At 71.2% G+C, this 12,072-nt stretch carries 11 protein-coding genes; 7 read left to right on the top strand and 4 right to left on the bottom strand.

All coding sequences use genetic code 11. The features are described from left to right. The first annotated feature begins 97 nt into the window (after nt 1-97). The gene (locus AADR41_RS13510) at nt 98-394 is read left to right on the top strand and encodes a hypothetical protein (protein WP_342281611.1); all 297 of its coding nucleotides are present in this window, start codon (nt 98-100) and stop codon (nt 392-394) included. An 80-nt stretch (nt 395-474) separates the two neighbouring features. Continuing rightward, nucleotides 475-4,863: an FtsK/SpoIIIE domain-containing protein gene (locus tag AADR41_RS13505; protein ID WP_342281610.1), complete on the top strand. Its 4,389-nt coding sequence runs from the start codon at nt 475-477 to the stop codon at nt 4,861-4,863. 162 nt (nt 4,864-5,025) lie between these two features. Here the strand turns inward: AADR41_RS13505 and AADR41_RS13500 are convergent, their stop codons facing one another. From AADR41_RS13500 to AADR41_RS13490, 3 genes are all read right to left on the bottom strand, one after another. Then, entirely contained in the window at nt 5,026-5,652 is a 627-nt protein-coding gene (locus AADR41_RS13500; protein WP_342281609.1) for a hypothetical protein, read from the bottom strand. Between the two features lie 78 nt (nt 5,653-5,730). After that, nucleotides 5,731-6,066: a hypothetical protein gene (locus AADR41_RS13495; protein WP_342281608.1), complete on the bottom strand. Its 336-nt coding sequence runs from the start codon at nt 6,064-6,066 to the stop codon at nt 5,731-5,733. A gap of 138 nt (nt 6,067-6,204) precedes the next feature. Next, entirely contained in the window at nt 6,205-6,675 is a 471-nt protein-coding gene (locus AADR41_RS13490) for a COG4315 family predicted lipoprotein (protein WP_342281607.1), read from the bottom strand. 199 nt (nt 6,676-6,874) lie between these two features. On the opposite strand from AADR41_RS13490, the gene AADR41_RS13485 reads away from it, so the two are divergent. The 4 genes from AADR41_RS13485 to AADR41_RS13470 all read left to right on the top strand — a co-directional run bounded on the left by AADR41_RS13485 (nt 6,875) and on the right by AADR41_RS13470 (nt 10,325). Continuing rightward, a complete protein-coding gene (locus tag AADR41_RS13485) occupies nt 6,875-7,828 on the top strand; it encodes a CHRD domain-containing protein (RefSeq protein ID WP_342281606.1) in 954 nt (317 codons plus the stop codon). Between the two features lie 87 nt (nt 7,829-7,915). After that, nucleotides 7,916-8,914, top strand: coding sequence for a DUF1996 domain-containing protein (locus AADR41_RS13480; protein ID WP_342281605.1), 999 nt, complete (start codon nt 7,916-7,918; stop codon nt 8,912-8,914). 122 nt (nt 8,915-9,036) lie between these two features. Continuing rightward, entirely contained in the window at nt 9,037-9,609 is a 573-nt protein-coding gene (locus AADR41_RS13475; protein ID WP_342281604.1) for a sigma-70 family RNA polymerase sigma factor, read from the top strand. Then, nucleotides 9,606-10,325: a zf-HC2 domain-containing protein gene (locus AADR41_RS13470; RefSeq protein WP_342281603.1), complete on the top strand. Its 720-nt coding sequence runs from the start codon at nt 9,606-9,608 to the stop codon at nt 10,323-10,325. The genes AADR41_RS13475 and AADR41_RS13470 overlap by 4 nt, the downstream gene beginning before the upstream one ends. Nucleotides 10,326-10,981: 656 nt before the next feature. On the opposite strand, the gene AADR41_RS13465 is transcribed toward AADR41_RS13470, so the two are convergent. Continuing rightward, nucleotides 10,982-11,107, bottom strand: coding sequence for a hypothetical protein (locus AADR41_RS13465; RefSeq protein WP_342281602.1), 126 nt, complete (start codon nt 11,105-11,107; stop codon nt 10,982-10,984). Nucleotides 11,108-11,251: 144 nt separating this feature from the next. On the opposite strand from AADR41_RS13465, the gene AADR41_RS13460 reads away from it, so the two are divergent. Next, nucleotides 11,252-11,857: a hypothetical protein gene (locus tag AADR41_RS13460; RefSeq protein ID WP_342281627.1), complete on the top strand. Its 606-nt coding sequence runs from the start codon at nt 11,252-11,254 to the stop codon at nt 11,855-11,857. The last annotated feature ends 215 nt before the right edge of the window (nt 11,858-12,072 follow it).

Below are 12,072 nucleotides of genomic sequence, written 5' to 3'. Positions count from 1 at the left end.
ACCGAATGACCCCACCCCTCGTGTGTAGGGCGCGGGTCCACGAACGGTCCATGAAATACCCATCCGCATCACCGACTTGGGAACAGGAGAAATTCCGATGGCCGATTACATCGTCAACGACGAGAAGACCAGCGCCGCCGCCTCGCAGACCATGAACGAGTACGAGATCGCAGTCGCCCAGCTCAACAAGATCAAGTCCGACCTGGACGCGCTCACCGCCGACGGCTACAACACCCCGTCCGCCAAGAACGACTTCCAGCCCTTCGTGCAGGAGTACACGGACAACTACGGCAAGGTCACCGAGGGCCTCACCGGCATCTCCGAGTACATCAAGAAGTACGGCGAGGGCATGACCCAGTTCGACTCCGAGATGGGTGGCAGCCTCCGCAAGTGACCCCTCCCGGACATGGGCCGGGCCGGCCCGGCCGATGTCCCGCACAGCCTGGTGACCCCCGTGCCCAAGGAGCACTGACGATGCGTCTGACCGTCACCGCCGTCGACCCGGAGCAGGGTCAGACCGCGGACATCATGATCGAGACCGACCCCGAGGCCCCCGCGGGCGAACTCGCCGAGCAACTGCACCGGCGGCTGCGCGGCGGCACCCCGGACACCCCGCCCGTCCTGTACCACGGGGCCACCCCGCTCCCCGCCGACCAGCCGATGGCCGCCGCCGCCCTGCGCTCCGGCAGCCTGCTGTCCCTGGACGCCCCCGCACCCGAGGCGGGCCCGGAGCCGGACGGCGTCGTGGAACTGCGCGGCATCGGCGGCGCCGACGCCGGGCTGGTGTTCCGGCTGTCGCCCGGCGACTACGAGATCGGCTCCGCCGCGTCCTGCCGCATCCAGCTCCGAGCCGGAGGGCTCGCGAAGACCGCGGCGCGCCTGAAGGTGCACGCCGACGGCACCGCGACCGTACGCTCGGTCGACCAGGACGGTGTCACACGGGACGGCACCGAGGCGCGGGACTGGACGGACTGGCCGCTCGGCGGCGTCCTCACCGTCGGCCCGGCCCTGCTCGAACTGGCCGCGCCCTCCGTGCCCGACGCCGCCCTCCAGCCCTCCGACGACGGCGTGGGGCTCGACTACAACCGGCCGCCCCGGCTGCTGCCCCCGCCCGTCAACAACCGCTTCCAGCTCCCCGTACCGCCCGGCAAACCCACCCGTAACAAGTTCCAGCTCGTGCTGATCTTCGCGCCGTTGATGATGGCGAGCGTCTCGTTCGTCCTCTTCAACAACCCCAGGTTCCTGATCTTCGGTGTCCTCTCCCCGGTCGTCGCCCTCATTGCCCAGTTCTCCAACAAGCGCCGTGGCAAAGAGAGTTACGAGGACCAGCTCAAGGAGTACGAGGAGAAGAAGGCCGTCCTGGAACAGGACGTGGACGAGGCGGTGCTCGCCGAACAGCACGCCCGGCGCCTCGCCGCCCCGGACCCGGCGTCGGCCCTCCTGATCGCCACCGGCCCGCGGCAGCGGCTGTGGGAGCGCCGCTGGCGCGACGACGACTTCCTGCTGATGCGGCTCGGCGTCGCCGACCGCCCCGCCTACGTGGAGCTCCAGGACCCCGCCGAGCCGGAACACCGCCGCAGGGTCGACCGCACCACGCACTCCGTGCCCGTGACCGTGCCGCTGCGCGCCTCGGGTGTCATGGGCGTCGCCGGAGGCGACACCGCCGAGCCGCTGGTGCGCTGGCTGATCGCCCAGGCCGCCGTCCTGCACAGCCCCTCCGACCTGCGGATCTGCGTACTGTCCGGCACCGGCGGCGCGGACCGCTGGTCCTGGGTGCACTGGCTGCCGCACTGCGCGCCGCTCGGCGAGGACACCATCTCCCTGGTCGGCGCGAGCGCCGAGTCCGTGGGCCGCCGCATCGCGGAACTCACCACCGTGATCGCCGCCCGGCAGCAGGCCGGCGACCGGGCACCGCGCGGCGGTGCCGTGGGCGAACCCGATGTCCTGGTCGTCCTCGACGGCGCCCGCAGGCTGCGCTCCCTGCCCGGCGTCATCCAGATCCTCCGCGACGGACCGGCCGTCGGCGTGTACGCGCTGTGCGTGGACGACGAGGCCCGGCTCCTGCCCGAGGAGTGCCGCGCCGTGGCCGTGGCCGGGCCGAAGTGGCTGCGTGCCGAGCAGGACAACGCCGACCCCGTCGACGAGGTCCGCATGGACGCGCCGACCCGCTCCTGGTGCGTGGGCGTGGCCCGCGCGCTCGCGCCGATCCGCGACGTGGGCGAGGACGCCGACGAGAACCTGCTGCCCGCCTCCGCCCGGCTCCTCGACGTACTCGGTCTCGAACCGCCCACCCCCGACGCCGTCGCCGCGCGCTGGGTGATCGCCGCCCGCAGCACCCGCGCCGTGCTCGGCGAGGGCGTGGACGGTCCGTTCGCCGTCGACCTGGCCGCCGACGGGCCGCACGGCCTGATCGCGGGCACCACCGGATCCGGCAAGTCCGAACTGCTCCAGTCCCTCGTGGCGAGCCTCGCCGTCGCCAACCGGCCGGACGAGCTGAACTTCGTCCTCGTCGACTACAAGGGCGGCAGCGCCTTCGCCGAGTGCGAGGACCTGCCGCACACCGTCGGCATGGTCACCGACCTGGACACCCACCTCGTGGGGCGGGCCCTGGTCTCCCTCGGAGCCGAACTGAAGCGGCGCGAGCACATCCTCGCCGAGGCCGGGGCCAAGGACATCGACGACTACACCGACAAGCGCATCCGCCGCCCCGAGCTCCCCCCCATGGCCCGGCTCGTCCTCGTCATCGACGAGTTCGCCTCGATGGTGCGCGAACTCCCCGACTTCGTCTCCGGACTCGTCAACATCGCCCAGCGGGGCCGCTCCCTCGGCATTCACCTGATCCTCGCCACCCAAAGGCCCTCCGGCGCCGTCACCGCCGACATCCGCGCCAACACCAACCTGCGGATCGCGCTGCGCACCACCGACACCGGCGAGAGCCGCGACATCATCGACGCCCCCGACTCCGGGCAACTCTCGCCCCGCACCCCCGGCCGCGCCCACGCCAGGCTCGGCCACGCGGCGCTGCTGCCGTTCCAGACCGGCCGGATCGGAGGCCGCCGCCTCGACGCGTCGGACACGGACGAGGAACGCCCGGCGCCGATGCTCACCGAGCTCCACTGGGAGGCCCTCGGCGCCCCGATACCCAGGCCGGACGCCCAGAAGGACGCGTTCCAGCCGGTCACCGACCTGTCGGTCCTGGTCGCGGCGGTACGCGACGCGGCCACCCGGCTCTCCGTACCGCCCGCCCGCCGCCCGTGGCTGCCCCCGCTGCCCGACACCCTCACCCTCACCGACCTGCCGACGCCCCCCGAGGCGGACGAGGACGGCCGGCTCGCCCCGGTGGCGTACGGCCTGGTGGACGTACCCACCGAGCAGACTCAGCGTCAACTCGCCTTCGACCTCGACGAGATGGGCCATCTGTACATCGTCGGCTCACCGCGCAGCGGCCGGTCCCAGACGCTGCGCACCCTCGCCGCCGCTCTCGCCGGCGCGCACCGCTGCGCCGACGTCCACCTGTACGGACTCGACTGCGGCAACGGAGCCCTCCAGGCCCTCAGCGGGCTGCCGCACTGCGGTGCCGTGGTGGACCGGGGCCAGGTCGAGCGGGTGGCCCGCCTCCTCAACCGCCTGGCCGCCGAGGTCGGGCGGCGCCGTGAACTCCTCGGCAGGCGGGGCGTCGCCGACCTCACCGAGCTGCGCCGCGCCCTGCCCGAGGCGGAGCGGCCCCCGCACATCCTGCTGCTCGTCGACCGGTTCGAGGCGTTCGAGCGGGACTTCGCCAACTACGACCAGGGCAGCCTGATGGACGCCATGACCCTCCTGATGCGCGAGGGCGCGAGCGTCGGCGTGCATCAGGTCCTGTCCGGCGACCGCATCCTCGGCCAGAGCCGGTTCTCCGCCTCCACCGAGGACAAGCTCGTCCTGCGCCTCAACGACCGCTCCGACTACTCCATGGTGGGCCTCAACGCCCGCAATGTCCCCGAGGACCTCCCGGCCGGCCGCGGTGTCCTCTCCAAGGACATCAACAGCGCCCAGGTCGCGTTGATCCCCGGCACCGACGGCACCGACGCCACCGGCGCGGGCCAGGCCCAGGCACTCGGCGCACTCGCCGAACGGGTCGCGGAACGCGACGCCGGCGTACCCGCCGAGCGCAGGCCGTTCCGCGTGGACGTCCTGCCCGACGAACTGGACTTCGCGGACGCCCTCGCCCGCAAGCCGCGGAACACCTCCCCACTGTGGGCGATGATCGGCGTCGGCGGCGACGAACTCGCCGCCATCGGAACCGACTTGTCACAGGTGCCGTCCTTCGTGGTCGCCGGCCCGCCGAGGTCGGGCCGCAGTACGGTGCTGCTCACCATGGCGAAGTCGCTGACCGATGCCGGCACGAAGATCGTGGTGATCGCGCCGCGCAATTCGCCGCTGCGCGGCCTCGCCGGACAGCCCGGCGTCGTGGAGGTCTTCACCGACGCAGACGTCGCGGTCGCCGACTTCCGCGCCGCACTCGGCAAGGTGGACAGCCCCGCCGGAGCCATCCTCGTCGACGACGCGGAAATGATGATCAACTCCGAGCTCGACACCGACTTCGTCGCGCTCGCCCGCGGCAGCGCCGGGGACGGCTGGGGCCTGATCGTGGCCGGGAACAACGAGGCACTGCTCGGCGGCATCGGCGGCTGGCAGGCAGCCGTACGCCGCAACCGGTGCGGCGCCCTGCTCGCGCCCCGCCTCATGGGCGACGGCGAACTCGTCGGCGCCCGTCTGCCACGTGGCCTGATGGGCCAGGACAGCGAACCCGGCCGCGCCCATCTGCAGCTCGGCGACGGCCGCTTCACCACGGTCCGCGTGCCCGCCACGACGGTGGACTGACCGGCAGTACGGCGTACCGCACCACGGAGCAAGGCCGGAAGGCCTCCGCTCCCCTCCGGCCACCGGGGGGAGCGGAGGCCTTCCGGCCTTGGGCACACACGAAGAAGAGGGCCCGGCCGTTCCTCCCAGGAACGGCCGGGCCCTGTGCGGGGCCGACATCGGTCAGGTGGCCGCCGCGCCGGCGGCCACCGGCGCCTCCTCACCGAAGGCGAACGTCGAGGTGATGGCGTCGAAGAGGTCGCACAGCGGCTCGGCGAGCGGAATGTTCGGGCTGAAGCAGGTGATGATCAGGACCCGCTCACCACCGGGAAACGGCACGAACGTGTGCGTCACCACCATCTTGTACGAGATGCCGTCGGCGATCTCCGTCTCCTCGATGCCGGCCATCCGGCCGACCGGACCGACACCCGGCAGCGTCACCGTCGTGAGGGTCCGGGTGGTGCCCTCGCGGCGGCGGCCCCCGCCGGCCGAGAACTGTTCGGCGATGCCGCTGGCGGAGAAGTCCTCGCCGGGCGGCGGATTCACGCTGAACACCATGAGCCCGGCCATCAGCAGGCCGTCCTCGTACATGGCGGTGGTGCCAGCCGCATAGACGGCGCCGCGCATGCGGGCGCCCTCCATGATGCGCCGCGCACTGCGGAACGTGTGATTGATGGCGTCCCGGGTCTCCTTCTGCGGAGCGTGCCGCAGCATCTCGGCGCGGCGCTCGGCGAGCGTGTCGCCGTGCAGGTCGTACTCCGTCCAGTTCTCCGGGATGGCGATCCCGAAGGTGTGCGAACCAGCGGTCATGGGACCGTTCTCCTCAGTTCGTTTCGGGCCGGGCCCGTGTCGGGCCGGGCGGATGGGGGAAGCGAGGAGGCCGTCGTCCTAGGACGACGGCCGGGCGGCGCCTCCGGCGGGTGTTGCGTCGCCGCCACCGCCCGGGCTGCCGTTTTCCTTGAGCGAAGAGCCCATCTCGGTGTCGAATTCGGCGAAGGCCTTCACGATGGCGGCGCAGCCGTCCTTGAGGTCCTTGCTGTTCCGCTTGACCTGTACGCGCCCGTCCTTCCACGCGTCGTCGAAGTTCGTGCCGGGGCGCACCAGCGGCGGGCCGACGTCCTCGGGGTCGTAGCCCGACGGCCGGGTGTCGATGAGATCCACCACCCGGCCCAGCAGCTCACCGAGACGTTGCACCTCGTCTCCCGGCATCTCGATCTCGGCCAAGGCTCCTCCCTCGTACGCGTCGTCCGGCGGGCGTGTCCCGCCCCGCTCCAGGAACGACCGTGGACACGGGACGGTTCAACGCCCCGCCGGATCAAGGGCATAAGGAGGTCGGAGCGGCACCGGGGGTCTCGGGGACGGTCACACGGACTTGCGGACGAGTTTTCCGTCGGGCGACACGGCGAACCACTCGCCGTCCAGGCCCTGCCCGTTGACGTCACCGGGCGCCATGTCGCCGACGTAGTAGTACAGCGGCCAGTCCCCGTACGTGACATGCACGGCACCCCCAGACTGCTTCGCCTCGCGCAGCAGCGACTTCTTGACGCCCTTGCCCGCGTCGGCGGGGGCGGGGCTGGTCAGCGCGGGCCACACGGCGATGCACTCCGCGTCGCAGTTGCTGGTGGCCTCCTTGTCCTTGGTGAAGGCGTACAGGGTGCGGCCCTGGCCGTCGACCAGGATGGAGCCGAGCCCGACGTCCGCCACGGTGACCTCGGTGCCAGGCGCCGCCGTGACCGGTTCCCTGTCCGCGCCGGTGCCGCCGTCGCTCCCGGTACCACAGGCGACAAGTCCCAGGGCCAGCGGGATCGTGAACAGAGCCTTGCGTGCGCGCATGGTGATGACCTCTCTCGTACGTCGTGAAAGCGGGGCGAGTTCCCCGTGGCCCACACGTGCCGCCCGCGGTACGGGTTCAGCGAGCGCCGTCCCGTCTGCCGACGCCCCAAATCACGGACGGCGTTGAACCGTTCGGTCCGTGCGTCCGTTGGTCGACGCGAAGGGCCCTGGAAGCCCAACTCCCGGAAGGACGAAAGACATGCGCAGGCTCACTGTCGCGGCGGGCGTCGCCGTGCTCCTCGCCGGCCTCACCGGTTTCGCCGGTCTGGCCCCGGCCTCGGCCGAGAGCGGCCCCGGCGCCGGGAGACCCGATGGCGCCCGGGTCTCGACGGCCGCCGCCGAAGCTGCGCGGGCACCGGCCGTCTCCCTGATCGCCCGGCTCACCGGCGACCAGGCAGCGCGGAAGAAGGACGGGCCCGCCGAGGGCGCCCAGGGCGGCAAGGCCGTCGCGCTCATCAAGGTCAAGGGCGACCGCGTCACGTTCGCCCTCACCTGGAACGGCATCGACAGGCCGGCGCGCGGCCATCTCCACCAGGGCCGGCCCGGCAGCAACGGCAAGGTGAAGGCCGAGCTGTTCGGCACGGCCATGCCCGCCTCGGTGAATTCCGCCGCCGGGCAGACCTCGATGTCCTCCGCCGCGCTCGCCCGGCGGCTGCGCACCGACCCCGGCGGCTTCTACATCGACCTGCACTCCGAGGAGTCCCCCGGCGGCACGGTGCGCGGACAGCTACGGCTCCTGGACAAGCCGGTGAACCCGCTCAGCATCATCAGGGGCGGCAAGTTGCGCGCGCTCGCGGACGGCGGCCAGGAGATCCCGGCCGACGCCCCCGGGAAGGCGGGCGACCCGGACGGGCACAGCACCACGTTCCTGCACCCGAGGCCGGACCGCGTCGACTACTCCATGGCCTGGGTGAACATCGGGGCGCCGCTGGCCGGACACATCCACGAGGGGGTGCTCGGCGAGAACGGCGACGTACGGCTCCCGCTGTTCGTCACTCCCGTACCGAAGAACATCTTCGCGATCTCCGGCAGCGTCAGCACCCCCGACGCCGAGCTGATCGCACGCCTCAAGGGGAGCCCGACCAGCTTCTACTCGGACGTGCACACCCGTGAGTTCCCCGACGGCGCCGTACGAGGGCAGTTGTTCCGCTGACGTTCACCGGCAAAGGGCTGACGGGGGTTTCGCGGGTGGCTTGTGGGCAATCTTGCTTGCCCCGGCCCCTGGTGACACCCTGCATCCGTGCGGATCAAGCTGCCCTTCCCCAACTCCCGCCTGTTCTGGGGGATACTGCCCGTGGTGCTCGGGCTGATCGTGATCCTGGGCGTCATGACGTTCGGCGCCGGCAGGGCCGCCACGGTGTCCGGCGCACCCGCCGACGACAAGTACGTGGACATCGGGACCGTTGTGCCGAATCGGGCGCCCACGGCCGGACCCGACGCATCCACCGGCTCGTACACCGTCGACTGCGGCCGCAACGAACAGGGCCACTACAACATGGACAACGTCGTGACCTCCCCGGGCGTCGTGAACGGCGCCCACCACACCCACGACTACGTCGGCAATCTCTCCACCAACGCCTTGTCCACCGACCGGACTCTGGCCGCCGCCGAGACCACCTGTGCGGGCGGCGACCGGTCCACTTACTACTGGCCGGTGCTGCGCCGCCTCGACCGCACCGGCGAGGCCCACAAGGCCGGCGTCGGTGCCCACGGCAACACCGGTGAGGCCGTCACCGCCTCCTCGGTGCGGGTGGAGTTCCGTGGCAACCCGGTGAGTTCGGTCGTCGGCATGCCCCGCTTCCTGCGGCTGATGACGGGCGACCCGGTCGCGGCCACCACGGACAGCACGAACGTCCGTGCACAGTGGGGCTGTTCCGGCTACCCGGACCGGTTCACCCGGAACTACGCACGCTGCCCGCAGGGCAGCGGACCGACCCGCACCCTGGACTTCCCGAGCTGCTGGAACGGCCTCGCCACCGACAGCCCCGACCACCGCGCGCACACACCGTTCCCCGCCGCCGACGGCGCCTGCCCGCGGGCCACGTTCCCCATTCCGCAACTGCGCGTCACCCTCACCTATGAACTCCCGGAGGGCACGCCGTTCGCCGTCGACTCCTTCCCGGAGCAGCTGCGCGACCCGATCACCGACCACGCGATGTTCGTGAACGTGATGACCGGGGACCGCATGGCGGAGCTGGTGCGCTGCATCAACGAGGACCGGCAGTGCAGGGCGGGGTGACCAGGACCCCTCGCACAGCCCCCGACCAACCTGTGACTTGTCTCACATCTGCCGGGAATTGAACCGACCCGGCCCGCCGTCCGTGTTCAGCGCATCGGCCCAGGAGAGGACGGAGAAGATGGATGGCGGCATTGTGGTCCCGCAGCCGGCAGAGACAGGACACCGGTGACGAGGCACTGATCCGGTCCCTCTACGAGGAACACGGCAGAGCCCTGCTCGCGTACGCGCAACGCCTGACCGGCGATCGCAGCGCCGCCGAGGACGTGGTCCAGGAAACCCTGATCCGGGCCTGGAAACATCCGGACGCGCTGGTCAACGGCAAGGGCTCGGTACGTGGTTGGCTGCTCACCGTGGCCCGCAACATCATCACGGACCGGTACCGGGCCAAGGCCGCGCGCCCCACGGAGGTCGCCGAGTCGGTGACCACCCAACCCGTCGAGCAGGACCACGCGGACGCCGTGGTCGACTCGATGGTCGTCATGGAGGCGCTCGACCGGCTCTCCCCGGACCACCGGGACGTACTCATGGAAATCTACTTCCAGGGCAGGAGCGTCGCCGAGGCGGCGAACAGACTCGGGATACCACCCGGGACGGTCAAGTCCCGGTCACACTATGCATTGAAGGCCCTGCGGGACATGTACGCGGACAGACCGACGGCAGTGAAGCTGGTGGCGTTGAAGGGGGTGGCGGTGTGAGCACCAGGGAACACGACAGCGAACTGCTCGGCGCCTATGTCCTCGGCGCGCTCGATGAGCAGGAGGTGCGAACCATCGACGAACACATGGCTTCGTGCCAGAAGTGCCGCGACGAACTGGACGGGCTGCGGGAGATGGAGTCCGCGCTCGGCGAAATGCCCCCGGAGGCGTTCCTCGACGGGCCCCCGGAAGGCGGTGACCTGCTGCTCCAGCGCACGCTGAGGCAGGTCCGCAACGAACGCGCCGGGCAGACGCTGCGGCGAAGAGCGGTCCTGGGCGCGGTCGCGGCGGTCGCAGCGGGCGCCGTGCTCGGTGGCGGCATACTGATCGGGCAGAACACCGGCGACGGCCGCGCCCTGGAGGCCCGCCCGCCGGCACCCTCGGTCACGGCCACCGCACCGGCCACGCCCCCGGGGAGCGTGAAGGTCGTCGAGGGCCACAGCACCAGAACCGGCAGCGAGATGCGCCTGAAGGTGACACCGGCAGTCGACTGGATCCGCCTCAATGCCTCGGTCACCGGCATCCCGGCGGGAGAGCGCTGCCGCATCGTGGTTGTGGCGAAGGGCGGCAAGCGCGAGATCGCCGGCAGCTGGCTGGTCGCCAACAAAGAGAAGGGGGCGAACCTCGACGGCTCGGCAGCCGTCCCCCTGGACGACGTCGAGAAGGTCGTGGTCGAGAACGACAAGGGCAAGGAGTACGTACAGGTCAGGATCTGAGCACGCGCCGGGCCCGCACAGCCCATGCCCTTGCAGCGCCGCGGACGTACCCGGAGTGTGGGGCCACCACACCGCCGCGTACGCCCACGGCCGACGCGACCGCCCGGCCCGCTCCTCGAACGAAATATCCGGAGTACGGGCGCACCACCGCCAGGGGGCCACGGCCGTGACAAGCCGGACGATTGCCCGCGAGCGGGGCGAGCCCGGGGACTCCGCCGTCCGGGCCCATGGCTACCGCCCCGTCCGGTGCCGGTGGTTGGCCCCCAGGGCCACAACTGCCTGCGCGGCCAGCCGGCCACGTCGGACCGGTGCCGGCAGGAACGCGGCAGTGGGGGCGGTGCGCTCGTCGTCAGGGTCCGGAGGGCGGTCACGGCGGCCACCCCCACGGCGGCGCCGGTCACGATGCGCCAGATCCCGGCCCAGGCTCCGCCGCCGAGTCCGATGCGGTCCAGCAGGAGGAAGCTGAGCATGGCGCCCGGCAGGTGTCCGGCGACATGGGCGGGCCAGTTGCCCGGCGGCGAACGACGGGCTGCTCACCGAGGCCTGGTTGTACGCGGGCACCGCCAAAGAGCGCGACCCGATCGACGGTCTCCGGCCATATGGACAGGGGCACCAAACCAGGACTTCGGCGCAGTCGCGTGCCGTCCGATTCGTGATCACGTGAGTCCGAGAAGGATGAGCGGCCGGCCGGCGTCGCGGGCGTTGTGCCGGAGGCCGGCGGCGATGCTGCTCTTCCAGGCGAGGCGAAGAGCGCTGGCGGCGAGGTTGCGCCAGGTCGCCATGGCGCCGGGTGCTGAGCCGGTCGCAGCTGGGAAGCTTCCTCGGCGATCGTCGTGTCTCGGACGTGGTCCAGGTCTTCGATCTTCCAATGGCTGCGCATCAGCCGAGCGAGCTCGGCGGGTGTGGCTTGTTCCGCAGTTGGGCTGGTGACCGCGCAGACGGTCTTGATCCTGACCTCGCCGGTGTTGCGCTCCATCGGCGGCGTTTGGAGCTGGATGGCCCGGCGGGCGCCGGGAAAGAGCAGGCTGTTCGCCGTGCGCACTTGGATGCGGCGGATCTCACCGCGGTCGTCCCGGTGTCGTGGGTGCTGCCTGCAGCGGAATCTGCTTCCAGGGAAGGGATTTGATCTGCTTGTAGAGCTGCTTGTGAAGCTTCTTCTGGTTCCGTTTCACGATCACGATGTACTGCGTGTCTCGGCCGAGCAGGTAGCCGGCGTGCTCGCGCTGGGTGTGCATGGCGTCGCCGGTCACGACCACGTCCGCCGGATCGGCAAGGGTCTCCGGCAGAGGCTGGAAGCAGGTGGTTTCGTCGGTCTTTACGCCAACGTCGAGTTTGGCCAGGACCAGGCCTCAGAGGCGGTCGCAGGCTGCGAGTACATGAATCCAGCGGCCCATCGCCCGGTCCAACGCGTCGCCGTCGATGCGGCCCAGCAGCCGACGCACCGCCGACTCCGCCGGCAGGCACCGATTCGGGAACGGCGGATCGGTCCGTACGCCGAGACGCTCCAAGGACGGACGACGGGGCGTCGGTGATCCACTCACCCACCGCCGGCAGAGAGGTCGCTCCGGCCGGAAACGCGCACGCGGACAGCGCAAGCATGACGACCAGAGCGTGCCGTACGCCGCGTGGATCGCGAGGGCCGGGCACCTCGGCCGGACGCTCCAGCCGGCCCGGGATGTCTCCGGGTACGCCCGGGATGCTCGCGAAGTTGGTCAAAGGCAAGCGGGATCGGCGATGACGCGTCGGC

This window comes from Streptomyces sp. CLV115, from assembly GCF_038448545.1.
Classification (GTDB): Bacteria; Actinomycetota; Actinomycetes; order Streptomycetales; family Streptomycetaceae; genus Streptomyces; species Streptomyces sanglieri.
Note: the sequence above shows the minus strand (reverse complement) of the source record. Positions and strands in the feature narration are given on the sequence as shown.

Excerpts from the sequence above, each read along its gene's own strand:
- AADR41_RS13510 (WP_342281611.1), top strand. The coding sequence starts at position 98 with ATGGCCGATTACATCGTCAACGACGAGAAGACCAGCGCCGCCGCCTCG.
- AADR41_RS13505 (WP_342281610.1), top strand. The coding sequence starts at position 475 with ATGCGTCTGACCGTCACCGCCGTCGACCCGGAGCAGGGTCAGACCGCG.
- AADR41_RS13500 (WP_342281609.1), bottom strand. The coding sequence starts at position 5,652 with ATGACCGCTGGTTCGCACACCTTCGGGATCGCCATCCCGGAGAACTGG.
- AADR41_RS13490 (WP_342281607.1), bottom strand. The coding sequence starts at position 6,675 with ATGCGCGCACGCAAGGCTCTGTTCACGATCCCGCTGGCCCTGGGACTT.
- AADR41_RS13485 (WP_342281606.1), top strand. The coding sequence starts at position 6,875 with ATGCGCAGGCTCACTGTCGCGGCGGGCGTCGCCGTGCTCCTCGCCGGC.
- AADR41_RS13475 (WP_342281604.1), top strand. The coding sequence starts at position 9,037 with ATGGCGGCATTGTGGTCCCGCAGCCGGCAGAGACAGGACACCGGTGAC.
- AADR41_RS13465 (WP_342281602.1), bottom strand. The coding sequence starts at position 11,107 with ATGGCGACCTGGCGCAACCTCGCCGCCAGCGCTCTTCGCCTCGCCTGG.